General features: G+C 68.7%; 25 protein-coding genes. 13 read left to right on the forward strand and 12 right to left on the reverse strand.

Annotated features, from left to right (window positions below):
* Positions 1–56: 56 nt before the first annotated feature.
* From ACFYRU_RS16380 to ACFYRU_RS16395, 4 genes are all read right to left on the reverse strand, one after another.
* Complete coding sequence (locus ACFYRU_RS16380) at positions 57–896, reverse strand: SAM-dependent methyltransferase (RefSeq protein WP_387658925.1); 840 nt, start codon at positions 894–896, stop codon at positions 57–59.
* Positions 897–979: 83 nt separating this feature from the next.
* Complete coding sequence (locus ACFYRU_RS16385) at positions 980–1,819, reverse strand: MerR family transcriptional regulator (RefSeq protein WP_387658928.1); 840 nt, start codon at positions 1,817–1,819, stop codon at positions 980–982.
* A 15-nt stretch (positions 1,820–1,834) separates the two neighbouring features.
* Positions 1,835–2,593, reverse strand: a complete 759-nt coding sequence (locus ACFYRU_RS16390; RefSeq protein WP_387658931.1) for an ABC transporter permease — start codon at positions 2,591–2,593, stop codon at positions 1,835–1,837.
* A complete protein-coding gene (locus ACFYRU_RS16395; RefSeq protein ID WP_387658934.1) occupies positions 2,590–3,339 on the reverse strand; it encodes an ABC transporter ATP-binding protein in 750 nt (249 codons plus the stop codon). The genes ACFYRU_RS16390 and ACFYRU_RS16395 overlap by 4 nt, the downstream gene beginning before the upstream one ends.
* Positions 3,340–3,738: 399 nt before the next feature.
* Between ACFYRU_RS16395 and ACFYRU_RS16400 the strand changes: the two genes are divergently transcribed.
* The gene (locus tag ACFYRU_RS16400; RefSeq protein WP_387658937.1) at positions 3,739–4,899 is read left to right on the forward strand and encodes an MFS transporter; all 1,161 of its coding nucleotides are present in this window, start codon (positions 3,739–3,741) and stop codon (positions 4,897–4,899) included.
* Here ACFYRU_RS16400 and ACFYRU_RS16405 read toward each other — a convergent pair.
* The gene (locus ACFYRU_RS16405; RefSeq protein ID WP_387658939.1) at positions 4,803–5,663 is read right to left on the reverse strand and encodes a helix-turn-helix domain-containing protein; all 861 of its coding nucleotides are present in this window, start codon (positions 5,661–5,663) and stop codon (positions 4,803–4,805) included. The two genes, ACFYRU_RS16400 and ACFYRU_RS16405, sit on opposite strands and share 97 nt — an antisense overlap.
* A gap of 60 nt (positions 5,664–5,723) precedes the next feature.
* On the opposite strand from ACFYRU_RS16405, the gene trxA reads away from it, so the two are divergent.
* The gene (trxA, locus tag ACFYRU_RS16410) at positions 5,724–6,146 is read left to right on the forward strand and encodes a thioredoxin (RefSeq protein WP_387658942.1); all 423 of its coding nucleotides are present in this window, start codon (positions 5,724–5,726) and stop codon (positions 6,144–6,146) included.
* Positions 6,147–6,151: 5 nt separating this feature from the next.
* Here trxA and ACFYRU_RS16415 read toward each other — a convergent pair whose 3' ends face one another.
* The 3 genes from ACFYRU_RS16415 to ACFYRU_RS16425 are packed head-to-tail and all read right to left on the reverse strand — an operon-like array spanning position 6,152 to position 8,104.
* On the reverse strand, positions 6,152–6,709 hold the full coding sequence (locus ACFYRU_RS16415; protein WP_387658944.1) for a hemerythrin domain-containing protein: 558 nt from the start codon (positions 6,707–6,709) through the stop codon (positions 6,152–6,154).
* A complete protein-coding gene (locus ACFYRU_RS16420; protein ID WP_387658948.1) occupies positions 6,706–7,134 on the reverse strand; it encodes an SRPBCC family protein in 429 nt (142 codons plus the stop codon). Before ACFYRU_RS16420 ends, ACFYRU_RS16415 begins: the two co-directional genes overlap by 4 nt.
* A gap of 4 nt (positions 7,135–7,138) precedes the next feature.
* Positions 7,139–8,104 carry a TIGR03557 family F420-dependent LLM class oxidoreductase gene (locus ACFYRU_RS16425; RefSeq protein ID WP_387658950.1) on the reverse strand — a complete coding sequence of 322 codons (966 nt, stop codon included), beginning with the start codon at positions 8,102–8,104 and terminating at the stop codon, positions 7,139–7,141.
* A gap of 99 nt (positions 8,105–8,203) precedes the next feature.
* Between ACFYRU_RS16425 and ACFYRU_RS16430 the strand changes: the two genes are divergently transcribed.
* On the forward strand, positions 8,204–9,673 hold the full coding sequence (locus ACFYRU_RS16430; protein WP_387658953.1) for an alpha-amylase family glycosyl hydrolase: 1,470 nt from the start codon (positions 8,204–8,206) through the stop codon (positions 9,671–9,673).
* Here ACFYRU_RS16430 and ACFYRU_RS16435 read toward each other — a convergent pair.
* Entirely contained in the window at positions 9,649–10,641 is a 993-nt protein-coding gene (locus ACFYRU_RS16435; RefSeq protein ID WP_387658956.1) for an SDR family oxidoreductase, read from the reverse strand. The genes ACFYRU_RS16430 and ACFYRU_RS16435 overlap by 25 nt on opposite strands.
* A 124-nt stretch (positions 10,642–10,765) precedes the next feature.
* On the opposite strand from ACFYRU_RS16435, the gene ACFYRU_RS16440 reads away from it, so the two are divergent.
* The 3 genes from ACFYRU_RS16440 to ACFYRU_RS16450 are packed head-to-tail and all read left to right on the forward strand — an operon-like array spanning position 10,766 to position 16,481.
* Complete coding sequence (locus tag ACFYRU_RS16440; protein WP_387658959.1) at positions 10,766–13,618, forward strand: FAD-binding and (Fe-S)-binding domain-containing protein; 2,853 nt, start codon at positions 10,766–10,768, stop codon at positions 13,616–13,618.
* Positions 13,618–15,405 (forward strand): thiamine pyrophosphate-requiring protein, encoded by a 1,788-nt coding sequence (locus tag ACFYRU_RS16445; protein ID WP_387658962.1) that lies wholly within the window; start codon positions 13,618–13,620, stop codon positions 15,403–15,405. The genes ACFYRU_RS16440 and ACFYRU_RS16445 overlap by 1 nt, the downstream gene beginning before the upstream one ends.
* A gap of 8 nt (positions 15,406–15,413) precedes the next feature.
* Positions 15,414–16,481, forward strand: coding sequence for an enolase C-terminal domain-like protein (locus ACFYRU_RS16450; protein WP_387658965.1), 1,068 nt, complete (start codon positions 15,414–15,416; stop codon positions 16,479–16,481).
* Here ACFYRU_RS16450 and ACFYRU_RS16455 read toward each other — a convergent pair.
* The gene (locus tag ACFYRU_RS16455; RefSeq protein ID WP_387658968.1) at positions 16,478–17,782 is read right to left on the reverse strand and encodes a cytochrome P450; all 1,305 of its coding nucleotides are present in this window, start codon (positions 17,780–17,782) and stop codon (positions 16,478–16,480) included. The genes ACFYRU_RS16450 and ACFYRU_RS16455 overlap by 4 nt on opposite strands.
* A 129-nt stretch (positions 17,783–17,911) precedes the next feature.
* Between ACFYRU_RS16455 and ACFYRU_RS16460 the strand changes: the two genes are divergently transcribed.
* The gene (locus ACFYRU_RS16460; protein WP_387658971.1) at positions 17,912–18,055 is read left to right on the forward strand and encodes a GPGG-motif small membrane protein; all 144 of its coding nucleotides are present in this window, start codon (positions 17,912–17,914) and stop codon (positions 18,053–18,055) included.
* Positions 18,056–18,120: 65 nt separating this feature from the next.
* On the opposite strand, the gene ACFYRU_RS16465 is transcribed toward ACFYRU_RS16460, so the two are convergent.
* Positions 18,121–18,474 carry a hypothetical protein gene (locus ACFYRU_RS16465; protein ID WP_387658973.1) on the reverse strand — a complete coding sequence of 118 codons (354 nt, stop codon included), beginning with the start codon at positions 18,472–18,474 and terminating at the stop codon, positions 18,121–18,123.
* A gap of 109 nt (positions 18,475–18,583) precedes the next feature.
* Between ACFYRU_RS16465 and ACFYRU_RS16470 the strand changes: the two genes are divergently transcribed.
* From ACFYRU_RS16470 to ACFYRU_RS16485, 4 genes are all read left to right on the forward strand, one after another.
* Complete coding sequence (locus ACFYRU_RS16470) at positions 18,584–19,102, forward strand: DUF1360 domain-containing protein (protein ID WP_387658975.1); 519 nt, start codon at positions 18,584–18,586, stop codon at positions 19,100–19,102.
* A gap of 76 nt (positions 19,103–19,178) precedes the next feature.
* On the forward strand, positions 19,179–19,904 hold the full coding sequence (locus ACFYRU_RS16475; RefSeq protein WP_387658977.1) for an endonuclease/exonuclease/phosphatase family protein: 726 nt from the start codon (positions 19,179–19,181) through the stop codon (positions 19,902–19,904).
* A gap of 5 nt (positions 19,905–19,909) precedes the next feature.
* Complete coding sequence (locus tag ACFYRU_RS16480; protein ID WP_387658980.1) at positions 19,910–20,920, forward strand: DNA topoisomerase IB; 1,011 nt, start codon at positions 19,910–19,912, stop codon at positions 20,918–20,920.
* Positions 20,921–20,925: 5 nt separating this feature from the next.
* Entirely contained in the window at positions 20,926–21,294 is a 369-nt protein-coding gene (locus tag ACFYRU_RS16485) for a maleylpyruvate isomerase N-terminal domain-containing protein (RefSeq protein ID WP_387658982.1), read from the forward strand.
* Between the two features lie 4 nt (positions 21,295–21,298).
* Here the strand turns inward: ACFYRU_RS16485 and ACFYRU_RS16490 are convergent, their stop codons facing one another.
* The gene (locus ACFYRU_RS16490) at positions 21,299–21,850 is read right to left on the reverse strand and encodes a GAF domain-containing protein (protein ID WP_387658985.1); all 552 of its coding nucleotides are present in this window, start codon (positions 21,848–21,850) and stop codon (positions 21,299–21,301) included.
* Positions 21,851–23,648: 1,798 nt separating this feature from the next.
* Between ACFYRU_RS16490 and ACFYRU_RS16495 the strand changes: the two genes are divergently transcribed.
* Complete coding sequence (locus tag ACFYRU_RS16495) at positions 23,649–24,665, forward strand: DUF222 domain-containing protein (RefSeq protein WP_387658987.1); 1,017 nt, start codon at positions 23,649–23,651, stop codon at positions 24,663–24,665.
* Positions 24,662–25,540, forward strand: a complete 879-nt coding sequence (locus tag ACFYRU_RS16500) for a DUF222 domain-containing protein (RefSeq protein WP_387658988.1) — start codon at positions 24,662–24,664, stop codon at positions 25,538–25,540. Before ACFYRU_RS16495 ends, ACFYRU_RS16500 begins: the two co-directional genes overlap by 4 nt.
* Positions 25,541–25,778 lie beyond the last annotated feature (238 nt).

The following is a 25,778-nucleotide window of genomic DNA, read 5'->3' on the forward strand; positions in this document are numbered from 1 at the left end:
GATACTAGACAACAAGAACGGCCCCATCCAGCTGGATGGGGCCGTGGAAGGTGCGGCTACGGCTTGCGGCCGACGCCTACCCAGAGGCTGCACATGATGTCGGTGAATTCGCCGCGGTCTACGTACGCCTGGGTCTCGTCGTCCGGGTACCAGCGGAAGGGGGAGACCACGCCGGGGTCGATGAGCTCGGTGCCGTCGAAGAAGCGGGTGACCTCTTCCTTGCTGCGGACCTGGGCCTCGCCGCCGTCGGCCTTGTAGACGACCATCGCGCGCTCCCACAGCTCCGGCGCGAAGTCCGGCGTGCAGTGCGAGAAGATCAGCAGCGAACCCGGGGCGAGCGGCTCGACCAGCTGGCGGACCAGGTCGTACGGCTGCAGGTGGTCCGGCAGGTAGTGGAAGACGCCGACGATGCTGAGCGCGACCGGCTTGCCGAAGTCGATCAGTTCCTTGACCTCGTCGGAGCCGAGGATCGCCTGCGGGTCGGTGACGTCGGCCTCGAGGTAGGCCGTCTTGCCTTCCGGCGTGCTGACCAGCAGCGCGCGCGAGTGCGCGAGCACGATCGGGTCGTTGTCGGCGTACACCACGTGCGCCGCCGGGATGATCTTCTGGACCACTTCGTGCAGGTTCGGCTCGGTCGGGATGCCGGTGCCGATGTCGAGGAACTGCGTGATGCCCTGGTCCGCGGCGTACTTCGCAGCCCGGTGCATCCACATCCGGTTCGACAGGGCGGCGGTGCGGAAGCCAGGGAACGCCTTGAGCAGGTGCTCGGCAGCCTGCCGGTCGACCTCGAAGTTGTCCTTGCCGCCGAGGAAGTAGTCGTACACCCGGGCAGGGTGCGGCCGGTCCAGGTTCAGCTTCTCGTACATTCCCTGGTCGGCGTCCTGCGATTCAGCCATCAATATCCATTCGTGCTGCGGGTTCGGTACCGAGGTTTCATCGTAACCGGCGCGCAACAGACTGTGACACCGGCACCTCGACCCTACCCCTGCCGGGCGTCACTCACACCGGCTGCGGCGCGCCCCGGGACGGCTTTAACGGAGCCTTGAAGTCCGAGCCTTTCGGTAGGGACCTGTTCGATCCGGGTCCAGCCCTTCCAGCCGCGTTCTTCCATGATCTCGAGGAGCCGCGCGGCCTCGGGCGCGGACTCGATCATCACCGAGTCCAGCAGCTCGACAAGCTTCTCGTCGAACGGGTCGACACCCAGCTGACCGGCCTCGTAGGCACGGGTGTAGATGCGTTCCAGGAGGTCGGCGATCTCGTACAGCAACTCCTCGCCGTTGGGGTGGTCGACCGCCTCGCTCACCAGGCTGTACAGCTTCCGCGCGTCGGGATCGTCCAGCTCCTTGTGCTTCGCGGCGATGATGACGTCGATCAGCTCGGGTACCTGCGCGGCGATCATGATCCACGCATCGCGCTCCATCTCGATGTACCGCTCGCTGACGCCGTGCGCGCGGAGCAGGTCGAGATAGCCCAGGACGCTCGGCGGCAGTGCCAGGTGGTCGCCGGCCGCGAGCCGCGCGAGCCGCCGGCGGCTGTCCTGCAGCCGCCGGATCTCCGCGCGCAACTCCTTGTCGATCGCCTGTACGCCGTCCGAGAACTCGGCCGGTGCCGCGTCGAGCAGCTCCTGCACCCGGGCCAGCGGTACGCCCGCGTCGGCCAGCGTGTGAATCCGGATCAGCCGGACGACAGCGGCCGAGCCGTACGACCGGTAGCCGGAACGGTCCCGTCCGGGCTCCGGCAGCAGCCCGATCTTGTGGTAATGCCGTACGGCCCGCACCGTCACACCGGCGTACGCCGCCAGCTGGCTGATGGTGAGCATGTACCCAAGCCTGCCTCAGGCGGACTTCCGGCGATAGGCGACGATCGAGAGCGCGTACGCGACGACGAGCACGCCGACGCACCAGGCCAGCGCCGTCCAGATGTCGTTGCCGACCGGCTGCTCGGCGAACAGCGCCCGGATCGTGTTGACGATCGACGTGACCGGCTGGTGCTCCGCGAACCACCGTACCGGCCCCGGCATCGTCTGGGTCGGCACGAACGCCGAACTCACGAACGGCAGGAAAATCAGCGGGTACGCGAACGCGCCCGCGCTCTCCACCGAGTTGGCGGTCAGGCCAGGGATCACGGCCAGCCAGGTCAGCGCCAGCGTCGACAGCAGCAGGATGCCGGTCACCGCGAGCCACGCCAGTACGCCCGCGCTGGAGCGGAAGCCCATCAGCAGCGCGACCCCGACGACGATGACGAGCGCGATCAGGTTGGCGACCATCGACGTGACGACATGCGCCCAGAGCAGGCCCGACCGGGCGATCGGCATCGACTGGAACCGTTCGAGGATCCCGCTCTTCAGGTCCATGAACAGCCGGAACGCGGTGTAGGAGATGCCGGACGCGATCGTGATCAGCAGGATCCCGGGCAGCATGAAGTTGATGTACTTCGTCCCGGTCGAGATCGCCCCGCCGAACACGTACACGAACATCAGCATCAGCGCGACCGGCGTCAGTACGGTCGTGATGATCGTGTCCAGACTGCGGGTGATGTGCCGCAACGTCCGCACCGTGAGGGCGAAGGTGTCGCTGAAGAAGTACGCGTTCATCGGTGGTCTCCAATGATGGCCAGGAAGATCTCCTCGAGGGTCGGTTGCTTCTCGACGTACTCGACCTGGGCGGGCGGGAAGAGTTGCTTGAGTTCGGCGAGGGTGCCGTTGGCGATGATCCGGCCCTGGTGCAGGATCGCGATCCGGTCCGCGAGCTGCTCGGCCTCGTCCAGGTACTGGGTGGTCAGCAGCACGGTCGTACCGGAACCGGCGAGCTCCTTGACCATCGTCCACACCTCGATCCGCGCCTCCGGGTCGAGACCCGCGGTCGGTTCGTCGAGGAAGATCACCGGCGAGTCCCCGATCAGGCTCATCGCGATGTCGAGCCGGCGCCGCATCCCACCGGAGTACGTCCCGACTTTCCGCGCGCCGGCCTCCGTCAGCGAGAACCGTTCGAGCAGGTCGTCCGCGATCGCCCCGGGGTTCCCGAGGTGCCGCAGCTTGGCGACGAGGACCAGGTTCTCCCGTCCGGTGAGGATCTCGTCGACGGCCGCGAACTGACCGGTCAGACTGATCGACTTCCGTACGTCCGCTGCCTGCGTCGCGACGTCGAACCCGTTCACGGCAGCCGTTCCCGCGTCAGCCTTCAGCAGCGTCGCGAGGATCCGGATCGTGGTCGTCTTGCCGGCCCCGTTCGACCCGAGCAAAGCGAAGATGCTCCCTGGTGCCACGGCGAAATCGACCCCACGCAGCACCTCCTGTTTCCCGTACGACTTCTGCAGTCCTTGCACCTGGATTGCGCTCATGCCGACCAGGATGAAGGGTTGACCCTGCGTCAAGGTCAAGCCGCACGACCTCTTGAGCGGCCCGCCAGACCCAACTACGCTCTGTAGGCGTCTGATCACCTCTGCGGGCGGGGCGTGGGATCGTGGCGAAACGACGGAGGGGCACCAGGGTCGGGGAGCTGCTGATCTTGTTGTGGATCGGGGCGCTGGTGTGGCTCGGTTACCCGCCGCGTCAGCATCCGATGGCCTGGATCGTCGTGGTGCCGGTGGTTGCGGTGGTCTGGGCTGTGCTCCTGGGGGTGCGCGGGAGGCTACGTGGCCGGAGCGTGGGGCGGCATTCCCGGATCGGTTGAGCGTTTCGATCAACGGGTCGCGACGGGGGATCAAGCGGGGGGCGGGTTCTGCCTACAGGGTTGAAGCGTGACTTCTACTGATGAATCTCAGCGACTGGGGACTTCCTTCGCTTCCCTGATCGCTCTTGATCTGGGGATCTGTCTGCTGGTGGCGAGCGAGTTCCTGCCGGCCAGTGTGTTGCCGCGGATGGCTGCTGACCTGGGAGTGTCCGAAGGGACCGCCGGGTTGGCGGTTGCGGCGACCGCGATCGCGGGCGCGGTGACGGCGCCTTCGATCGCGATGGTGTTGCCCAAGGCGGACCGGCGACTGGTGCTGATCGGGCTGCTGCTGGTCGCTGCGGTTTCCGATCTCGCGGTGGCGCTCGCGCCCGGGTTCGCGGTCGTGTTGTTGAGCCGGTTGATCCTCGGCGTCGCGATCGCCGGGTACTGGTCGTTCGCGTTCGTCGCCGGGGTGCATGCGTTGCCCGGCCGGGAGCGGCTGGTGTCGACGAGTCTGTCGGTCGGCGTCAGCGTCGCGACGATCGTCGCCGTACCGCTCGCGTCGATCGGTGCGGACACCGCCGGCTGGCGGGTGGTGTTCGGCGTGGCCGCCGGGTTCACCTTGATTAGCTTGGCGTTTCTCGTACTGGTGTTCCCGCCGGTTCCGGCGCATCCGGCCGCCGGGTTGGTGATGATGCGGAGTGCGCTGCGCAATCCGTTGCTGATCGCGGGCCTGGTGATGATCGTGCTGGGTGTACTCGGGAACTTCGTCGCCTACCCATACATCCGCTTGGCGATCATGCGGGTCGCGCCAGGGGATTCGGCCTGGTTGTTGTTCGCGTGGGGTCTCGGCGGACTGGTCGGCAACCTTACGGCTGGTGCGTTGGCCACGCGCCTGCGGCTCGCGTCCGCGGTCGCCCCGCTGTTGCTGGCGGTCAGCCTCGCGGTGACGGCGTACGCGGCCGGAGTCCCGATGCTCGCGGCCGGCGTGATCGTCTGGGGGCTGGCGTTCAGCATGATGCCGGTGGTGACGCAGTTGTGGGTCGCGACGGCGGAGCCCGAGCGGATCGAGTCCGCGATGAGCCTGCAGGTGACCGCGTTCCAGGCGGCGATCACCGTGGGTTCAGCGGTCGGCGGCGCGTTCGTGGACGGTCACGGTGTCGCGGCGACGCTGGCGCTGGGCGCGGTCTGCGCGGTACTCAGCGGGATCGGGTTCGCCGTACTGCGTCCCTCCCGAAGTCCTTCCTGAAGTACGGCGGTCCGCCAGGATTGTGGGGATGACCCATGATCGGCGGCGAACGCCCGGCTGAACGCGGCGATCGAGCCGTAGCCACAGCGGGCCGCCACCGCCTCGACCGGAAGCCCTGGCTCGGAAAGGAGGCGCCGGGCCTCGCCCATCCGTACCTCGCGCAGCATCCGGACCGGGCTGCGGCCGAGCGCCTTCTGGAACCGCGCGCTGAGGGCCGACCGGGAGAGGTGGACCAGACTCGCGAGCGACTCCACGCTCCACTTCTGGGCGGGGTCGGCAACGACCGCGTCGAGTACGCGTGCCACGAGCGGATCGCGTTCGTCGCCGGACGGGCCCTGGTCGTCGAGCCAGGAGTCCGTCATCGCGGCGCCGATCAGCGTGCCGTATCCCTCGGCGAAGAGCGAGGCCCGGCACGCGCCGTCCATCGGACAGCTCCGCACCAGGTCGGCGACGCCGGGGTGCCGGCCTGCGAAGCCGCGGATCACCAGTGGACTCGGCAAGGCATCGGCCGCAACCACGACGCGCAGGTCGCCGATCGCCAGGTCCGCATCGCCGTCCACCGCGAACGCGGTCCGCGCGTCGACCCACACCGCGTCGCCTTCGCCGAGGGACGTGACACCGCTCGCGGTCTCGAGGTACGCCGTACCGCCGAGCACCAGGAACCACACCGGACCGGGCGCGCCCAGCGGCTCGCTTCCGGTGAGCGTGCGGTGGTGCAGTCCACCGAGGTCGTACCGAGCCGTCGTCCGTCGAGAGGCAGCCATGAACGTCAGAACAGCACGAATCGATCGCTCTATTCCCGGGTCCTTCGTTACCCTCGGATCATGGTGCCCGTCGTGAAGTGTCCGCACTGCGGCCAGAAGAACCGGGTTGCGTCCGGTGGATCCGGTAAGCCTGTGTGCGGGAAGTGCGGGAAGGCGCTGCCGTGGATCGTCGACGGCGGCGACTCGGACTTCTTCGAGGTGGTCGAGTCGTCGACCACACCCGTACTGGTTGACGTGTGGGCGCCGTGGTGCGGGCCGTGCCGGATGGTCAGCCCGGTGCTGGAGAAGCTCGCCGCCGAGAAGGCGGGGGAGCTGAAGCTGGTGAAGATCAACGCCGACGAGGCACCGGACCTGTCCCGCCGCTTCGACATCCGATCCATCCCGACGCTGATGGTGTTCCGCTCCGGCCGCCCGGTCGCGACCTACACCGGAGCCGCACCGGCCACGGTCCTCCGGCCGTGGCTGGAAAAGGCCCTGAAGTGATGAGGCTATAAGTCGGCGTGCTTCTGGACCTTCTTCTCGAGGTCGTCCTTGGGGAGGTTCGAGGTGTTGGGGATGTCGGCGTTCCTGGCCTGCTGGGAGAGTTCGTCGCGGGTCAGGTCGCCCGGCTGCTCGCCGAGGTGCTGTTTGCGGCTGGCGGCGAACGCGTCGCCGAGTTCGGCGCGGCGCTGCTCCGAGAGGTTGGAGCGCATGCCGGGCAGGACCTTCGTCTCCTCTTCCTCGACGTGATGGGTGACCGCGTCGACGAGGTTCTGGAGGACTTTCTCGAAGTCCGGTGACGACGGGTCGGTGGCGGCCAGTTTCGCGAGCAGCTGGTCGGCCTCGATGTGCTCCTGCTGGCTGTGCGAGACCTCCTCCTTCTCGCCGGCCTCCGCGGCGGCGACCGGGTACACCTCGGCCTCCTCCGCGCGGCTGTGCGCGGTCAGCAGGGTGGTCAGCACCGGGAGCAGGTTCGGGCGCTTGTCCGGCTCGTTCCTGAGCTCGTCGAACAGCCGCTCCACTTCGCGGTGGTCCTGCAGGATCAGGTCGACAACGTCCACACTCATGAGGGCTCCTTCTCGAGCATCGTCTTGATGGTGGTCAGGGTCCGTTCGAGTTCCTCGTCCACACCGGTGGGCTCGGTGGTGTGCACCCGGACGGTCAGCGTCGAGGTGCCGTCGGCAACGAAATCGACGACCAGCTCACCGCCGTACCGGTGCGCTCCGTCCATGCCCCAGCGCAGCGTGCGGTCCTCGTCGAGCAGTTCGATCCAGCCCTCGCGGTGGCCGCCGCCGACCGTCACGTCGACGTCCTCGCGAACCGCCTGGTGCGGCCGCCGCGCCTCGGCGCCCTGCGCCGTGACCGGGACGTCGGTGGGATGCAGCGACGTCAGCCAGGGAATGTACGTCGGCAGTTTCCCGAGATCGGACAACCGCTCGAACACGATGTTCGGCGCCACGTCGACCATGATCGACGCTTCGTGCTCACCCATGGGACTACTCCTTCCGCAGTCGCAGTTCGGGCAGTACCTCGGTCCGGTAGAGGTTCATCATGTCGACGCTGTACGGCCCGATGTTCGCGACGTACACCTCGTCGAACCCGGCGTCGGCGTACGGCGTGAACGCCTCCACGTGCGCCTTCGTGTCGGGGCCGCAGGCAACCGATTTCGCGGTGGACTCCTTCGTCACCAGCTGCGACGCCTGCTCGAAGTGCCGTGGCGACGGCAGCACCTGGGCGAGTTCGCCGGGCAGGCCGGCGTTGGCCCAGATCCGATGCGCCTGCTCGGCACCTTCCTCCGCGGTCGGTGCGTAGCTGACCTTGAAGCCCGCCTGCGCGGGCTTGTCGCCGCCGCCGTGATCGCGGAACCGGCGGAGCAGGTCGGCGTCGGGCGACGTGGTCAGGTACCCGTCTCCGATCCGCGCCGCGACATCGGTTGCCTCCGGCCCGAATCCGGAGACGTAGATCGGCAGCGGCTCGTCCGGGCGGGTGTAGATCCGCGCGGTGTCGACGGTGTAGTGCTTGCCGTGGTGGTTCACGAACCCGTCCTCGGTCCACAGCCGCCGCATGATCTCGACTGCTTCCTCGAGCATCTCCAGCCGTACGTCGACGCTCGGCCAGCCGGACCCGAGGACATGCTCGTTCAACGCCTCGCCGGTCCCGACACCGAGCCGGAACCTCCCGTTCAGCAGCACCGCGCTGGTGGCCGCCGCCTGCGCGATCACCGCCGGATGGATCCGCACCGTCGGACAGGTGACCGCGGTCGTGATCGGCAACTCGCAGACCTGGGAGATCGCGCCGATCGTCGACCAGACGAACGCGCTCTGGCCCTGTTCGTCGTTCCACGGATGGAAGTGGTCGCTGATCCACAGCCCGTCGAACCCGGCGTCCTCGGCCATCCGGGCCTGTTCGATCAGTTCGGCGGGGGTGTACTCCTCGCTGGACAGGAAGTATCCGATCTTCACGCTGTGATCCTCCGATCAGTCGCTCACCCTTCCGGGTGCCCTCAGCCACGGCTTGCAATCGCCCGGATTGCACACCAGGCCACGGGGTACCCGGCAGGAATGATGACTCTCGACGGGCGGGTGATCTATCAGCTCGATCCGGCGACGTTCACCGACGACGGCCTGCGTGGCGTCCGGCGCCGGCTCGACCACGTCCGCGCGCTCGGAGCGGACACGGTGTGGCTCGGTCCGTACTACGTGTCGCCGTACCGCGACGCCGGGTACGACGTGGTCGACCATCGTGGGGTGTCGCAGCGGTTCGGGACGATGGCCGACTTCGACGACCTGGCCGCGCGGTGTCACGAGCTCGGGATGTACGTCGTCGTCGGCCTGGTCATGCAGCACACGTCGAACATGCACCCGTGGTTCCGTTCGGCGCGGGACGACCCGTCGTCGCCGTACCGCGACTTCTACGTGTGGGCGCAGGAGCCGCACGAGGACGACGTCGTGAAGCAGCCGGTCTTCGCGGGCGTCGAGGACTCGATCTGGGCGTACGACGGGCACGCGGGGAAGTACTACCGGCATGCGTTCTACCGCCATCAGCCCGACCTGGACGTCGGCCACCAGGGAGTACGCGACGACATCGCCAAGACCGTGCGGCACTGGATCGACCACGGCGCCGACGGGTTCCGCGTCGACGCCGTGCCGCACATGGTCCGGCAGGCCGCGGTGTCCGACGACCGTGACGACGGGTTCTGGTTCCTGACCGAGCTGGCCGAGTACGCGGACGGCGCGCCGTTGATGGGCGAGGTGGACTCGGAGCCGGCGGCGTACGGCAACTACTTCGGCGACGGTGACCGGCTGCGGGGCATTCTCGACTTCTGGACGAACAGCCTGCTGTTCCTGGCCCTCGCCCGTGGCGACGCCGAGCCATTGCAGCGGGCGATGCGCAAGCAGCCCGAGCCGCCGGACGGTTGCACGTACCTGAACTGGCTGCGCAACCAGGACGAGCTCAACCTCGCGCTCCTCGCCGACGACGAACGCGCCGAGGTGATGGCGGCGTTCGCGCCGGACGAGAACATGCGCGTGTACGGCCGCGGTATCCGCCGCCGGATCGCGCCGATGCTGAACTTCGACGTCCGCCGGATCGCGCTGGCGCACGCGGTCGTGCTGTCGCTGCCCGGCGTGCCGATCGTCCGGTACGGCGAGGAGCTCGGCCTGGACGAGGACCTGTCTCTGCCCGAGCGTGAAGCGGTCAGGCTGCCGATGGACTGGGCCGCCGCCGAGGACCAGAAACTCGAACCGGGCTCACTGCTCAGCCGCGTCGCCCAGCTGATCCGCATCCGCCGCGAACTCGGCGTCTTCGGGCCCCGCAACGCGGAGGCCGTCGCGTTCGAGCAGCCGTCCCTCTTCGCGGTTCGCCACCAACGCTCCGACGATGCCGTCCTCATGCTCGCGAACCTCGCCGACCAGGAACTCCACCTACAGCTGGACCACGAAGCAGACCTCCTGGCCGACCAGCCCTACGAACCCTCCGCCACCGACATCACGCTCGCTCCCTACGGCTACCGCTGGCTGCGGGTGAAGTAGACCGCGGCGGCTCCGGCGCCGGCGAGGACTGCGGTCAGTACGTTGCGGTGGCGAGAGGCCCAGACCTGGTAGCTGCGAGGTGTGGACCGTGCGTCGAAGACTCCGTGGGCGCCGTAGTCGCGGGAGCGGTCGTCGGCGGGGGACCACAGGTTCGCGGCCTGCTCGTTGGGCCGGTCGGTCTGCTGCGACTTGTTGCCGGTACGGGCCAGGTAGCGGTCGAGCAGCCCGGCGGCGAACTTGTTCGCGGTGATGGTCAAGGCGGTGGGGCCGCCGACCCAGTACTCGCGACGGCGCGGGTGGTCCGCCGCGTAGACGATCGCGTCCGCGGCGACCTCCGGCTGGAAGATCGGCGGGACCGGCTGCGGGTGTTTCGGGAGCCGCGACAGTACCCAGGAGAACTGCGGGGTGTTGACCGCCGGCAGTTGCACCATCGTGACGCGAACGTGCGACTTGTCGTGCAGGAGCTCGCAGCGCAGCGAGTCGTGGAAGCCCTGGATCGCGTGCTTCGCCCCGCAGTACGCCGATTGCAGCGGGATCCCGCGGTACGCCAGCGCCGACCCGACCTGCACGATCGTGCCGTGGTCGCGGGGCTTCATCCGGGTCAGGGCTGCCCGCGTGCCGTTCACGTAACCGAGGTACGTCACGTCGGTGGCACGCTTGAACTCAGCCGGATCGATCTCCAGGAACGGCGCGAACACCGACGTGAACGCCACGTTCGCCCAGACGTCGATCGGCCCGAGTTCCTTCTCCACCTGTTCCGCGGCCGACTCGACCTGCGCCGGGTCGGCGACGTCGACCGACAGCGGGAGCGCGGTCCCGCCGGCCTCGGTCACCTCGCGGGCGGCACCGTCGAGACCGGCCTCGCCGCGGGCCAACAAGGCGACTCGGTCCCCGCGCCGCGCAAAGGCGACCGCAGCCGCCCGCCCAACACCACCACTGGCCCCGGTCACCACAACCACCTGTCCCACGCCTGCCTCCTCAGCTAGCGGCCTGGTCTCCCCGGTTGACCGGGGCGGGCCGGTCGAAACGCGTTTGTTGCGAAGTGGCCCGGGTACCGACCGAGCGGTCGAGGTCTGGAGGTCGTCTGTGGCGGTGGACGTTGAGACCGGCAGTGGTCGCACGCCCGGCGGTTTGGCGGGCGCGCTGCAGGCGGCTGTCGACGGCGAGGTGCGGTTCGACGCCGGGTCGCTGGCCACGTACTCGTGCGACTCGTCGAACTACCGGCAGATACCGCTCGGAGTGGTCGTGCCGCGGACGGTGGACGCCGCGGTGGCGGCCGTCGAGGTGTGCCGGCAGGCGGACGCACCCGTACTGTCGCGCGGCGGCGGTACCAGCCTCGCCGGGCAGACCACGAACGCCGCGGTGGTCATCGACTGGACGAAGTACTGCAACCACCTGGTGTCGGTGGACGCGGCGGCGCGGACGTGCGTCGTCGAACCGGGCATCGCGCTCGACGACCTGAACCGGGAACTCGCCTCGGACGGGCTGATGTTCGGTCCGAAACCGTCGACGCACCAGAGCTGCACGATCGGCGGAATGGTCGGCAACAACTCGTGCGGTGCGAGCGCACAGGCGTACGGCAAGACCGTCGACAACGTCCGGCGGCTCGAGGTGCTGACCTACGACGGCGTTCGGATGTGGGTCGGGCCAACCGATGAGGTTGTCGAAGGCAACGACCGGCAGGCCGAGATCCACCGGGAGCTGCGGGCGTTGCGGGATCGGCACCTCGGTGAGCTGCGGACCGGTTACCCGAAGATCCCGCGGCGCGTCTCCGGGTACAACCTCGACGCGCTGCTGCCCGAGAACGGCTTCGACGTCGCGAAGGCGCTCGTCGGCAGCGAGGGCACGCTGGTCACGGTCCTGCACGCGGAGCTCGAGCTGGTCAAGGTACCGAAGTACCAGGTCATGGTCGTCCTCGGTTACCCGAGTCTGGAGGAGGCCGGACACGCCGTACGGCGGATCCTGCCGCACAAGCCGTGGCAGCTCGAAGGCCTCGACCAGGTGCTGATCGACCTCGAACACGACGAGCACAAGGTCGACACCGCGATCGAGCGGCTACCGGCAGGCCACGGGTGGCTGACTGTGCAGTTCGCCGGCGACACGTTCGAGGAGGCGGACCGGGCCGCGCACGGGTTGATGGACGACCTGAAGGACGACGAGGCAACGGTCAGCTACTTGGACGATCCGGGCCGTGAGCAACAGTTGATCGAACTCCGGGAGGCCGGTCTCGGCGCGACCGCCCACCCAGCCGCGAAGCACGAGAACTGGGAGGGCTGGGAGGACTCCGCCGTACACCCGGACGACCTGGGTGACTACCTGCACGACCTGCGCGAACTGCTCAACCGGTTCGGGTACGACGAGACCGAGACGTCGCTGTACGGGCATTTCGGGCAGGGCTGCGTACACACCCGGACCCCGTTCGAGTTGCGGACCGCCGACGGCATCGCGCACTACCGCGACTTCGTCGAACAGGCCGCACGGCTGGTGAAGCGGTACGACGGGTCGCTGTCCGGGGAGCACGGCGACGGGCAGTCGCGGGGCGAGTTGCTGACGACGATGTTCGGGCCGGAGCTGGTCCGGGCGTTCGGCGAGTTCAAGGCGATCTTCGACCCGCGGAACCGGATGAACCCGGGCAAGATCGTCGACCCGAACCCGCTCGACTCGCACCTGCGGCTCGGCACCTCGTTCGCGCATCAGGCCCTGCCGAGCGAGTTCAGCTACCCGCGGGACGACGGGAAGTTCAGCAAGGCGACGATGCGCTGCGTCGGGATCGGCAAGTGCAGGCAGTCCTCGTCTGCCGAGGGCGAGGTGATGTGCCCGTCGTACCTGGTGACCCGGGAGGAGGAGCACTCGCCGCGCGGGCGGTCGCGGTTGCTGTTCGAGATGGTGCGCGGCGAGGTGATCCCGGACGGCTGGCGGTCGACCGAGGTGCGGGACGCGTTGGACCTGTGCCTGGCCTGCAAGGGCTGCAAGGTGGACTGCCCGGTCGGGGTCGACGTGGCGACGTACAAGGCGGAGTTCCTGTCGCACCACTACCGGCATCGGCTGCGGCCGATGGCGCACTACTCGATGGGGTGGCTGCCTGTGGCCGCCCAGTTGGGTGGTCGTGCTCCGCGGGCCGTGAATGCTGTCACCCAAGCGCCGAGGCTCGCCAAGCTGCTGAAACGGGCGGGCGGGATCGCGGACGAGCGACAGCTGCCACGGTTCGCGGAGCAGCCTTTCACCGAGTGGTTCGCCCAGCGCCCGCAATCGCGGGGTCGCCGGGTCGTGCTCTGGCCGGACACCTTCACGAACTTCTTCCACCCGTCGATCGGGCGGGCCGCGGTCGAGGTACTCGAGGCGGCCGGCTATCAGGTCACGATCCCGGAGCGCCCGGTGTGCTGCGGCCTGACCTGGATCTCCACCGGTCAGCTCGGCGTCGCCAAGCGGGTCCTGCGCCGGACGCTCGGCGTACTGCGGGAGGCGATCCGGGCCGGCGTACCCGTCGTCGGGCTGGAGCCGTCGTGCAGCGCGGTGTTCCGGTCGGACGCGCCGGAGCTGCTCCCGGACGACGAGGACCTGCGGCGGCTGTCGAAGCAGTTCGTCACGTTCGCGGAGCTGCTGAAGGACTGGGATCCGCCTCGGCTCGGCGTCCACGCGATGGTGCAGACGCACTGCCATCAGCACGCGGTGCTCTCGTCGGACGCCGACCTGATGCAGCGGGCCGGGATCGAGCGCGAGCAGCTCGACTCCGGCTGCTGTGGCCTGGCCGGGAACTTCGGGTTCGAACGCGGCCACTACGACGTGTCGATGGCGGCCGCCGAACGCGTGCTGCTGCCGAAGGTACGGGCCGCGGGCAACGACACCGTGATCGTTGCCGACGGCTTCAGTTGCCGAACGCAAATAGAACAAGCCACCGACCGGCGGGCCGTACACCTCGCCGAACTTCTGGCAGGAGGATTGTGATGAGCACGACAGTTGGCGATTTCGTACTCCAGCGCCTGCGTGAGTGGGACGTGGACCATGTCTTCGGGTACGCCGGGGACGGCATCAACGGGCTGCTCTCCGCCTGGCAGAAGGCGGACAACCAGCCGCGGTTCGTGCAGGCCCGGCACGAGGAGATGGCAGCCTTCGAAGCCGTCGGCTACGCCAAGTTCACCGGCCGCGTCGGCGTCTGTACGGCGACCAGCGGTCCGGGCGCGATCCACCTGCTGAACGGCCTGTACGACGCGAAGCTCGACCACGTACCGGTGGTCGCGATCGTCGGCCAGACGGCCCGCAGCGCGATGGGCGGCAGCTACCAGCAGGAGGTCGACCTGCACACGCTCTACAAGGACGTCGCGTCGGACTACTGCGAGACGGTGATGGTCCCGGAACAGTTGCCGAACGTACTGGACCGGGCGATCCGGATCGCCGCGTCGCGCCGTACGGTGACCGCGCTGATCATCCCGTCGGACCTGCAGGAGCTGGAGTACACAGCGCCCTCGCACGCGTTCAAGATGGTGCCGTCGAGTACGGACCTGAGCTGGTCGGCGCCGGTACCGGTGGCGGAGCAGATCGATCGCGCCGCGGAGATCCTGAACGAGGGTTCGCGGGTCGCGATCCTGGTGGGGCAGGGTGCCCGGGGTGCCGCCGACGAGGTCACGGAGGTCGCGGAGCTGACCGGTGCCGGGGTCGCGAAAGCCCTGCTGGGCAAGGACGTTCTGCCCGACGCGCTGCCCTGGGTGACCGGGTCGATCGGGTTGCTCGGCACGCGTCCGTCGTACGAGCTGATGATGGACTGCGACACGTTGCTGGTGGTCGGTTCGAACTTCCCGTACACCCAGTTCCTGCCGGAGTTCGGCAAGGCGCGGGCGATCCAGATCGATCTCGACCCGACCATGATCGGGATGCGGTACCCGTTCGAGGTGAACCTGGTCGGCGACGCCGGCCGGACCCTCCGCGCGCTGATCCCGCTGCTGCAGCGCAAGCAGGACCGGTCCTGGCGGTCGGGCGTCGAGAGCAACGTCCGGCGCTGGTGGGAGGTGATGGAGCGGCGCGCCCACACGTCCGCGGACCCGATCAACCCGGAGCTGGTGTTCCACGAGTTGTCCGACCGGTTGCCGCGGGACGCGATCCTGGCGTCGGACTCGGGCTCGGCGGCGAACTGGTACGCGCGGCACATCAAGATCCGCGAGGACATCCGCGGCTCGCTGTCCGGGACGCTCGCCACGATGGGACCGGGCGTGCCGTACGTGATCGGCGCGAAGTTCGGGCTGCCGAACCGGCCCGCGTACGCGCTGGTGGGGGACGGCGCGATGCAGATGAACGGGATCAACGAGCTGATCACGATCGCGAAGTACTGGCAGGAATGGGCCGATCCGCGGCTGGTGGTCGCCGTACTGCACAACAACGACCTGAACCAGGTGACGTGGGAACTGCGGGCGATGGGAGGCTCGCCCCAGTTCCTGCCCTCCCAGGAGCTGCCGGAGTTCCCGTACGCCGGGTACGCGAAGCTGCTCGGCCTGCACGGGGTGACGGCGGAGAAGCCGGAGGAGGTCGTACCGGCCTGGGAGGAGGCGCTGCGGGCGGACCGGCCGTGCGTGGTCGAGTTCCGCACCGATCCGGCCGTGCCGCCGATCCCGCCGCACGCGACCTGGGACCAGATGGAGAAGGCGCTGGAGTCGATCGTGCGGGGTGACAGCGACCGGGCGGCGATGATCAAGGAGGGCGTCAAGTCCAAGATGCAGGAGTTCTTGCCCGGCAAGTCATGATCGGGGCCGTGCGGGCGTCGGCGTACACGATCCCGACCGACGCGCCGGACGGCGACGGGACCTTCGCCTGGGACAGTACGACGCTGGTCCTGGTGGAGGTCTCGGCCGACGGCGTGACCGGGACCGGGTGGACGTACGGGTCGCCGGCCTGCGCGACTGTCGTCATCGGTGACCTCGCCAAAGTGGTCGCCGGACGGGACCCGATGGACGTCGCCGGGTCGTGGAACGCGATGAGGTCCGCGTTACGGAACATCGGCCGGCCGGGGGTGGCCGGGATGGCGCTGTCGGCGGTGGACTGTGCGTTGTGGGACCTGAAGGCGCGGCTGCTCGGGTTGCCGCTGCACCGGTTGCTCGGGGAGGTGCACGACAGCGTGCCGGTGTACGGCAGCGGGGGCTTCACGACGTACGACGAACGGCAGTTGGCGGATCAGCTGTCCGGTTGGGTGGGGCAGGGGATCCCGCGGGTGAAGATCAAGATCGGGGAGAGCAGCGGGGCGGTCGAGGATCGGGACTTGGCCCGGGTCGCTCAGGCGCGGGAGGTGGTCGGCCAGCGTTCGGAGTTGTACGTCGACGCGAACGGTGGGTACACGGTCGGCCAGGCGTGCCGGGTGGCTTCGCGGTTGGCGGAGTACGACGTGACGTGGTTCGAGGAGCCGGTGTCGTCGGACGACCTCGCCGGGTTGCGAGTGGTTCGCGACCACACCGGGATCGACGTGACAGCGGGGGAGTACGGGTACGACCTGGTGTACTTCGCCCGGATGTGCGGATCCGTTGACTGTCTGCAGGCCGATGTCACCCGCTGCGGAGGGATCACCGAGCTTCTCCGCGTCGCTGCGGTCGCCGAGGCGCACGGGCTCGAGGTTTCCGGGCACTGCGCTCCGGGCCTCCACCTCGCGGCGCTGTCGGCTGTACCGAACCTGCGGCACCTGGAGTGGTTCCACGACCACACGCGCATCGAGTCGATGCTGTTCGACGGCCTGCCGACGCCGATCGACGGTGCCGTGACGCCGCCCGATTCACCGGGCCACGGTCTGACCTGGCGCCCCTCGGCGGCTGCTGCCTACCGCGTCGCCTAAGGCCTTTTCGGCCAGAAACCGATCCGGATGTTCGCGTGGTTGAACGTCCCGGGCATCGGGCCGGACAGCCGCCCGCGGGTGGCCGGATCGACGTCGAGGTCGTACTGCGTAGCGACACGGCTGACTGCCGTACTGGTCGTGAGGAGTACGACGTTCCGCCCCGGGCAGCCGGCCGGTCCTTCGCTGAACGGGAAGATCGGCCACGTCCCGTCGGCTCGTCCGTCGAGCCATACCGTGGGCTCGAAGTCGTTCGCGAAGTCGAGTGCTTCGTCGTCGCGGTGGAAGACCGAGCTGACGATCGCGAACTCGGTACCGGCTGGCGCGACCCGGTCTCTCCAGACGGTCGGCTCGCCTGACTGGCGCAGTACGACGAGCGTGGTCGGCCAGAGCCGCAGCGACTCCTGGACGGCGGCGCCTGCGTACGCGAGCAGCGGCGAGGCTTCCGGGTGGTACGCCTCCGCGACGATCGGCTCGAGCAGGGCCGGACGGGTGCCGAGTACGGCGAACAACCGCCAGAGCGCGATGCCCGCGGCATCGAACGCGAACAGCCAGTGCGGTACCTGTCCGGCCGGGTCCAGCTCTTCGGGTTGCAGGGACAGGGATTCGACGAGGCTTCCGGGCTCGGCCTTGTCGACGTACTGCGCGATCGACGCGAGGAAGCGGGTGCGGAGCTCGTCGTGGCTGGGCCCGAGTTGAGCCCAGTTCGCGTCGGCGCGGAGCTGGTCGAGCTGGGTGGTCAGTACGACGTTGTCCCGGGCCGCGTCACCGAGGACGATCCGCCGTACGACGCGAGACCAGATCGCGCGGAAGTCGTTCCAGCCGAGGGTTGCGTGCAGTGCGTCGAGCTCCTCCCGTACCACCTCGACGAACCGGTGACCGTGGTGATGGACCGGGCTGTGGGCATCGAGCGCCTGTTCGTTCAGCTTCCGGCGCGTTGCGCGCAGCGACGAGTTGGTGACCAGGACGGCGTGCGGCTGGAAGTGCGTCAGCGCGGCGACCTTCTCGCCGGACGCGGCGGCGAACGGTTCGGGCGTCTCGGCGAGCAGGCGATGCACGTCCGCGGGCGCCAGCACGAGCGCGAGCGTACGACCGGGAAGCCGCAGCAGGACCGGGCCGTCGCCGTACCTGCGGCGCAGCCTGCGCGCCTGACGCAGCGCGCGATCGTCGGCGTGCAGTCGTTCGGCCAGGGTGCCGAGCCGCGGCCGGCGGAGGATCGGTCCCTGGGCGACGACCGGTCCGAGCACGTCGCGCAGGATCCGTGCGCTGTCCAGCGCGGAAGCGAAAGGCAGAAGAGTCGTCATACCTCCAGGTGTCCGGCGGATCCGCCGCGAAACCATCGGTTTGCCGGTCGGTCGCGCGGGCACCGGATCGGTCCGCACGGGGATTCGTCCCGCCGGGAGACTCCCCGGCCCGCAAAAAGGAAAAGGACCATGGAATTCATTCTGTGGATCATCGCGGTGATCCTGGTGGTATCCGGAATCGTGACGATCTTCCGTGGTGCGGTGCTGTGGGGCATCGCGCTGATCGTCATCGGCCTCCTGGTCGGGCCCGATGGCGTCAGCATCTTCACCTGACCGCCCGCTCTGCCGGATCCAGGCGCCCCCATGCAGATCCTCCGTGCATGGGGGCGTCGTGGCTCTCAGCCGTGCTCACCATCCAGCAGCTTGTGGATCTCCTCCAACGCGTGCTGGATGTCGGGATGGTCGTACTGCGCGGCCCGCGACTCCGCACTGATCACCCCGCAGCGGTGTACGCGCCGGAAGTCGCCGTACGGGAACTCGTAGTGCCCCTTGGTCTCCTCGTCCATCTCCGTGTCGACACCGAGGAACCACAGCCCGTAGTCACGCCACCCGTGCTTGTCCAGGTACGCGTTCTGCTCGTCCGCGGACGGAGCGTGCTCACTCCAGTCGTCCCGCTCGTCCTTGGCCGTCTGCCCCTTCCCGACCAGGAACTTCGCATGCTCGAACGCCTTCTCGTTCAACTTCACAGTCATACCAACCCAGTGCCCGACCCCCCGACCGCTAACCCGCGGATTCCAGGCCCGCCGGCTCGGGCACCGCGCGGGTGAGTGCACGTACCCGACCGCAAGGGGTGACTGAGTGATGACGAAGGTGTCCGAATCGGTTCGTTCGGAGGCGGACGAGTATCGGCAGGGGGCGACGCGGCCGCTGGGTGGGTATGCGGTGGCGATGACCGCGTTCGGTGCGCTGGTGGGTGCCGCGGGAGTGGTGGCGGCGTGGCGTGGTACGGGTGGGCGGCGGATCTCGCCGTACGAGTTGCTGTTGATGACCGCGGGGACGCACAAGCTGGCCCGGCTGGTCAGCAAAGACGCGATCACCAGCCCGTTGCGGATGCCGTTCACTCGGTATCGCGAGAGCGGGGGACCGGCCGAGGTGATGGAGGACGTGCGCGAGCACGGCCAGCTCCGGCATGCGGTCGGTGAGCTCGTGAGCTGTCCGTTCTGCCTGTCCGTCTGGGTGGCGACGGGGTTCAGCGTCGGGTTCCTGTTCGCGCCGCGCTTCACCCGGATCGCCGCGTCCGCTCTCACCGCGATCGCCGGATCCGACTACCTGCAACTGATCTACGCGTCTCTGCAGCAAGCCGCGGAGAAGAACGAGTAGCTTGCAGCGGCGTGTTCTCGGGTCGTCGCGGGTACCGGGAGGGCGACCCGAGGAAGGTGAGAAAGCAGTGAGGTTCATGACGTGGAACGTCTGGGGACGCTTCGGTGACCGGTGGCTGCGACGGCAGCGGGCGATCGCCGAAACGGTGCGCGGGCAACGACCTGATTTCGTTGCCCTGCAGGAGACCTGGAGCAGCGACGCGGAGGCGCAGACCGGTCTGCTCGGGTTCGAACTCGGCATGACGCCGGTGTTCGCTCCGTCCCGGATGCCGCGGGACCCCGATCCGGGCGTACAGCTGGGACTGGGCATTCTGAGCCGGTTCCCGTTGGTCGACGTCGAACAGCACACGTTGTCGACCGGAACCGTCGCGTTGCGAGCCGAGATCCGGCTGGGGACGGACAGTCTGCACTTCATCACCAGCTGTCTGGACTGGGAAGAGGACCACCAGCAGCAGCGGTTCGAGCAGGCGACCTCGCTGGCCGCGCTGGTGTCCGAGCTCAAGGCCGGCGGCGACGACGTGATCGTTGCCGGTGACCTCAACACACCACCTGGTGGCCCGGAGCTCGAACCGTTGCTCGCGGTTCTCGACGACTGCTGGCAACCACAGCTGTACGACGGCGTCACCTACAGCTCGCGCAACCCGTACCTCGGCAACGGCGAATGGCTCGAGGACCACCGGATCGACTACATCCTGACGAACCACCTGACCGTCAGCGGCTCCCGCCTCGCGGGTCTGGACGAGGACCACGGCCGGCCGCCTTCCGACCACTACGCCGTCGTCGCCGACGTACCCGTCGCCTGATCACGATGCGACTGCGGCGCAGCCATCCGCACGCCGACGGGTTCAGCCGCCGGCGCCGCGGCACCGGGTTCAGCTACCTCGATGCCGAGGGCAACGTCATCGAGGACACCGAGGTGGTCGAACGGATCCGTACGCTGGCGATCCCGCCGGCCTGGGACGACGTGTGGATCTGCCCGTTCCCGAACGGCCACATCCAGGCGGTCGGCACCGACGACGCCGGCCGCCGGCAGTACCTGTACCACGACGACTGGCGGGTGGCACAGGACGCCGGCAAGCACGACCGGGTCCGGCAGCTGGCCCGCAAGCTCCCGGCGTTCCGCGAGGCGGTCGACGCGGACCTCGATCGGAAAGGGCTGGACCGGCGGCGCGTGCTGGCCGTCGCGCTGCGCATGCTCGACTACGGCGTCCTCCGGACCGGCAACACGCAGTACGCCGACGAGAACGGGAGCCGCGGCGCTGCCACGTTGCTGCGCCGCGACGTACGGGTGAGCCACGGGAAGCTGGTCTTCGACTTCCGCGCGAAAGGCGGGCAACGCCGTACCGCCGAACTGGACGACGACAAGCTGGTGGCGGCGGTGCGATCGCTGAAACGCGGGCGGCATCCGCGGTTGCTGATGTACCGCGACCGCGACGGGTACCACGAGATTGACGCCGGCATGATCAACGATCGCTTCCACGAGCTCGTAGGCGACGACTTCACGGTCAAGGACCTGCGTACCTGGACCGCGACGGTCCACGCCGCGGTGGACCTGGCCGAAGCCGATCCGCCGGCCACGAAGCAGGCGCTGAACGCAGCCGTACAGGAGATGCTCGACGAGGTATCGGACCATCTCGGCAACACGCCCGCGGTGGCACGTTCGTCGTACGTCGATCCGCGCGTCCTCGAGCAGTTCGAACACGGCCGCACGATCGCCGAGACGGTCCGCCGTGTCGGCGACGACCTCGACGACGAGCACACCCGGGCAGGCCTCGAACGCTCCGTGAACAAACTCCTCGACCAAGACACCCGAGAGTAGGGCCGATGCGACAGATCCACGAACAGCTGGTGGCTGCAGTGCGCGAGGCCGAGCGCCTTGCCCGCGCCGTCGATCCCGATCAGCTCGGCGACCCGACGCCCTGCCCGGACTACGACGTTCGCAGGCTGATCGCGCATCTGATGCAGGAGATCGTGTTGCACAGCTGGGATCTCGCCGTTGCGACCGGCCAGACGCCCGAGTTCCCGGACGAGGTGCCGGACACCGTGCTGCGTTGGCTGGACAGTGGCGGCGAAGACCTGAGCTCAGGCCAGTGGTACGCAGCTCCCGTTGCGACCGCAGCCGATTCCTCGCTGGATCGCGCGGTTGCCCGTTCCGGACGCGACCCGGAGCTTCTCCGCGAACGCCGCCGGTGAGTAGTCAGCTCGCTCTGTGTTTGAGGGTCGCCGTGTGGTTGAGAGCTGTTGTGTGTTTGAGAGCGTGTGCGAGCGGCAGGGCGGCGTGGAGGGCCAGGAGGTGGGCGACTGCGACAGAGTGCGCGCTGAAGCTGTGCGGCGCATCGTCGTACCAGGTGAGGAAGCCGATCGTCCGATCAGCCGTCGCCACGCGTGAGCTCAGTACGCTACGAACCCCGAGTTCGAGCACGGGACGGTTCCAGGCCGGCCAGCGCGAGTCGTCGATCGTGTCGTCGACGACGACCTCGGGCGGACCGTCCGGACGCGCGAGACACGACCAGCACGGGCCCTGCCGTACGGCGATCTGTACCTGATCCGCCTCCGCCGCCTGCGCATCCGTCGAGCGCCCAGGCTTGAGCGTACGGCCCCGCCCACAGAGCAACAGCAGCCCGACGTGCGGGCAACCAACCGCCGGAGCGGCGAGCTCCACGATCGCCTCGAGGAGCTCATCGGGTCTCTTCCGGTCGTGCAACCGTGCTGACGTTTCCGCGAACTCACGTGCGAGCTGACCGTGCATACGATCGATCCTCCACTACCGGACTACGCCCGGTGACTGGGCCGGTTGCCATTGGCAACAGAAATGACTGCCAGGCGCCGAACCCCGCACTGTTGGAGGATCCGCCTCCATAAGACAGCCGAACCCCCGCCGCGTCAAGCGATCCTTCGTTGTCAACCAGCAACAGTCCGTTTGCCGGAGCCCACCCCCGGGCACCGGTCATCCGCCCGTGGGCGAGGAGTCCGTCATGCCTGCCAGCACGCGGTCGGCATCCATCCCGACCCGGCTGTGGCCCGCCGCTGACCCGCCCGCCCCACCGGCGACCTGACCGTACTGGAACTCTGCGCAATCGCCGGTCTCCCCGCCCTCGCGATCGCCCTGAAACTACGCCACCGCGCAGACACCATCCAAGACAAGGCCGCCGAATCCGCCGTACCCCTCCTCCCAGAATCCCTAACCTGCGAACACCCGAACGGCCACCCCCAACCTGATCAGCCCCCACCCACAACCCAACCCGAGCCAGCCCACCAGCCAGCCCACCCGAACATCGGCCCTAACCCTCGCCCTCGGAGCGAGCCCCGGGAACCCACCGCCCCCACGCGAACAGACGGCCTTGCCCTTCGCCGACATCCCTAACCCCAATCCATCCCGTGGCCACACGACCAAGCGCACCCACCCTTCGCGCCCCGCCAACCCCACCGCCCCGCCCCACCTTCACATGCCCGCGCCACCGACGGCACCCAGCCGAAATCCCGCCCCATCCAACACGACCCACAACCTGACGCCCACCCACCCGAAGCACGGCCCCGTCCAGCACGCGTGTAGAGGCTGACGTCCACCCACCCGGAACACCGCCCTGTCCAACAGTGGTGTGCAGGCTGATGCTCCCAGCTGACGACCGCCCAGCCGGAGTGCGGCCTCGTCCAGCTCGGACCTACATTCTGACGCCCACTCAGCCGAAGCACCGCACCGCGTGCAGGCTGGTGACCGGCCAGCCGGACTGCCGCGCCGTTCAGCACGGCACCCACGGCAGAACGATCCAGGTGATCAACGCCCGTCAACACCGCGAAGGCCTCAAGGTGTTTCCTCACATCGCCTTACTGCCTCCGCGAGCGTCGTACAAGAGCTGATCGCGAGCAGCTGCGGTACCGCGTCCGCGACGTCGGCGGCGGCCGCGCGCCCCGCGCCGCATGTACCTGGCCCGCGCGCCCCGTCCGGCACAGCGCCGGTCCCGGCAGCCCGATCAGCGTGAGCGCTGCCCCTGCGCGAGCACAACCGGGCGCCGCGAGCCAGGTCAGCAAGAACGACTCCGACGCGATCCCCAGCAACGCCCTGGCATCATCCGACACCCGACGCGATCCCCAGCCGCGCGCTCGGCGTCAGCCCGCACCGGCGCGACGTCGTGGTCACCCTGAACCAGCTGCCCTCCCGTCGCCTGTGGTCCACCGTACGTCGAAGAGCTCGTTGCCGCAGGCAACCAGATCTGACCGTTCCGCAAGCTCTCGCCCAGGCTTCGAACGCCCGCCGAGCAGATGAACCAAACCATTCAGCCCTTGACCGCCATACAGCCCACCGACGCCACCTGGCCCTCATGACCCGTGCCGCCACAATCCAGTCCGGCGGCTCCCGCGATCGAATGCCTCCTCCCATCCAGGCCCGCACCATTCGCGCCGCCGCCACGTCATACCCCGTACCGATCATGATACCGAACCGGCGCCCAGATCGATCGCCGCCAGCAAATCTGTGGATAACTATTTCCCTTAAAAATAAGGGGAATCGGCTTTGAAAACTGTCGGAGGCTGTGTCTAGAGTCTTGGGTATGGACAAGGCGCCGGAGGTGATGACCGAGGACGAGCTGGTGCGCGCTCTCGACCAGGCCGACGCCGACCTGGCCCGCCGGCACACGGACCGGTTGGGGTTGATCGCGGCGCTGGACAAGATCGGGTATGCCGAGCGTGTCGGTGCGCGTGACACGGTCCAGTTCCTCGAGTACCGCTACCGGCTGGACCATTACCGGGCTCGTCGTGACGTGCAACTGGCTTTGGCGTTGCCGAAGTACCCGGTGGTGTCTGCGCAACTGTCCGAGGTCGCACTGCGTCCCGCGCAGGCCGAGGCGATCGTGCTGGAACTGGAGAAGACCCCCTCGACGGTGCCGGTGGCCGATCTGGAGGTCGCCGAATGTGAACTGTCCCGGCTGACCCATCTGCCGCCGACGCAGCTGCGCAAGGCCGCGATCCAGGCCCGGGACATTCTCGACACCGACGGCCCCGAACCCGACGAACACAAGGCCTACGCCCGCGAGTCGCTCTCCTTGAGCTCGGTCGAGCGCGGTGTGAAGTTCAAGGGCTACCTGGCCAACGAGAACGCCGAACTCCTCCGCACCCTGATCACCACCGGCGCCCGCCCCCACAAAACTGTCGACGGCGCCCCCGACCCCCGCCCCCGCGCCAAACGCCAAGCCGACGCCCTCACCACCGCCCTCACCCTGGCCGCGGTCCCCTCGACACCGGCACCCCCTCCCCCACCCTCCCCCGCCCCACCACACCGGCCACCACGGCCACACCGGCCGGAACGGCGAGCACGGCGAGCACGGCGAGCACGGCGGCGGGAGCGGCGGCAGGTAGGGAGGCGGGTACGGAGGCGGGTACGGAGGCGGGTACGGCGGCAGGCACGGCGGCAGGCACGGCGGCAGGTACGGCGGCAGGTAGGAAGGCGGGGACGGCGGCCGGTGCTGATGCGGCCGGTGAGACGGGCACGACCCCGGCGGCCAGTCACGCACCGGGCAGCGGCACCGCGCCGCCGGAGCCGGACCGTGCCGCGGCAGCTCGCTCAGTGACCCAGGGCGCCGGGGCCTGCGGCGAGGTCGTGCCAGGGTTCGGCGCGAAGGCGAACATCACCGTCACCATCGACCTGGACGACCTGAAAACCGCCACCGCCGACGCGATCGGGCAGACCGTCTACAGCAACGGCCTGTCCGCGGCCGCCATCCGCCGCCTGGCCTGCGACGCCAACGTCATCCCGATCGTGCTCGGCTCCAGATCCGAACCCCTCGACGTCGGCCGCTGCGAACGCCTCGTCACCAAACCCATCCGCCGCGCCCTCAACACCCGCGACCGCGGCTGCGTCGTCTGCGGAGCCCCACCCGTCATGTGCGACGCCCACCACCTCACCCACTGGATCGACGGCGGCATCACCGCCGTCTGGAACCTGGCCCTGCTCTGCCGCAGGCACCACACCGACGTCCACAACGGCCACTGGCACCTCACCATCACCAACGACACCGTCCACGTCACCCGCCCAACCTGGGCCAACCCACCACCCCACCCAGCACCATCTCAAGCCACCAAGTCACCACCCAACCCCGTCAGCCACCCAGCCATGGGCAACTCAAGCGTCGACGCTCCACCCGAACGCAACGGCACTACGCGACCAGCCGCGCCCGAGACCGGCGCAGACAGTCGACCTGAGCCCAACGGCGCGAGGCGACCAGCCGCGCACGAGCCTGGCGTCGAGGTTCGACCTGAGCGCCGTACAACCATTCACCGCTCGCTCATCGAACCACCGACCGAGGACGAGAAGGCGTTGCGCGCCGCGACCTACCTCGCGATCTGGGGCGAGCCCCTCCCACCCGGACAGCACCACAAGCAACCAGATGAGTACGCGAAGCTGACTCCGGTCGATCCCTGGAACGAGCCGGCGACCCTCACCTGAACCAGGCCAACCAGAACCGACCAACCCTGTGCAGAGCCAGCTCTGCGTAGAGCTGACCCGTTCAGGGCTCGCCTGTGGGAAGCGCACGCAGTGCTGGCCGCCTCTGGGACTCGGCGTGTTCGGGTGGAGGGGTGCCGGCGAGTGCCTGTACGAGGCTGGCCTGCGGGGAGGGGCCCGCGGGCGGGTGCGGGGCAATGTGGGGATGGCTCTCTGGGGGAGGAGCCTGTCGGGAGGTGGT

The sequence above is a fragment of the Kribbella sp. NPDC004536 genome, assembly GCF_042873835.1.
In the GTDB taxonomy this organism is placed as follows: Bacteria; Actinomycetota; Actinomycetes; order Propionibacteriales; family Kribbellaceae; genus Kribbella.

Bases quoted from the DNA above. Each gene is read 5' to 3' on its own strand.
- ACFYRU_RS16380 (WP_387658925.1), bottom strand. From the start codon at position 896: ATGGCTGAATCGCAGGACGCCGACCAGGGAATGTACGAGAAGCTGAAC.
- ACFYRU_RS16385 (WP_387658928.1), bottom strand. From the start codon at position 1,819: ATGCTCACCATCAGCCAGCTGGCGGCGTACGCCGGTGTGACGGTGCGG.
- ACFYRU_RS16390 (WP_387658931.1), bottom strand. From the start codon at position 2,593: ATGAACGCGTACTTCTTCAGCGACACCTTCGCCCTCACGGTGCGGACG.
- ACFYRU_RS16395 (WP_387658934.1), bottom strand. From the start codon at position 3,339: ATGAGCGCAATCCAGGTGCAAGGACTGCAGAAGTCGTACGGGAAACAG.
- ACFYRU_RS16405 (WP_387658939.1), bottom strand. From the start codon at position 5,663: ATGGCTGCCTCTCGACGGACGACGGCTCGGTACGACCTCGGTGGACTG.
- trxA (WP_387658942.1), top strand. From the start codon at position 5,724: ATGGTGCCCGTCGTGAAGTGTCCGCACTGCGGCCAGAAGAACCGGGTT.
- ACFYRU_RS16415 (WP_387658944.1), bottom strand. From the start codon at position 6,709: ATGAGTGTGGACGTTGTCGACCTGATCCTGCAGGACCACCGCGAAGTG.
- ACFYRU_RS16420 (WP_387658948.1), bottom strand. From the start codon at position 7,134: ATGGGTGAGCACGAAGCGTCGATCATGGTCGACGTGGCGCCGAACATC.
- ACFYRU_RS16430 (WP_387658953.1), top strand. From the start codon at position 8,204: ATGATGACTCTCGACGGGCGGGTGATCTATCAGCTCGATCCGGCGACG.
- ACFYRU_RS16445 (WP_387658962.1), top strand. From the start codon at position 13,618: ATGAGCACGACAGTTGGCGATTTCGTACTCCAGCGCCTGCGTGAGTGG.
- ACFYRU_RS16455 (WP_387658968.1), bottom strand. From the start codon at position 17,782: ATGACGACTCTTCTGCCTTTCGCTTCCGCGCTGGACAGCGCACGGATC.
- ACFYRU_RS16460 (WP_387658971.1), top strand. From the start codon at position 17,912: ATGGAATTCATTCTGTGGATCATCGCGGTGATCCTGGTGGTATCCGGA.
- ACFYRU_RS16465 (WP_387658973.1), bottom strand. From the start codon at position 18,474: ATGACTGTGAAGTTGAACGAGAAGGCGTTCGAGCATGCGAAGTTCCTG.
- ACFYRU_RS16470 (WP_387658975.1), top strand. From the start codon at position 18,584: ATGACGAAGGTGTCCGAATCGGTTCGTTCGGAGGCGGACGAGTATCGG.
- ACFYRU_RS16475 (WP_387658977.1), top strand. From the start codon at position 19,179: ATGACGTGGAACGTCTGGGGACGCTTCGGTGACCGGTGGCTGCGACGG.
- ACFYRU_RS16480 (WP_387658980.1), top strand. From the start codon at position 19,910: ATGCGACTGCGGCGCAGCCATCCGCACGCCGACGGGTTCAGCCGCCGG.
- ACFYRU_RS16485 (WP_387658982.1), top strand. From the start codon at position 20,926: ATGCGACAGATCCACGAACAGCTGGTGGCTGCAGTGCGCGAGGCCGAG.
- ACFYRU_RS16490 (WP_387658985.1), bottom strand. From the start codon at position 21,850: ATGCACGGTCAGCTCGCACGTGAGTTCGCGGAAACGTCAGCACGGTTG.
- ACFYRU_RS16495 (WP_387658987.1), top strand. From the start codon at position 23,649: ATGGACAAGGCGCCGGAGGTGATGACCGAGGACGAGCTGGTGCGCGCT.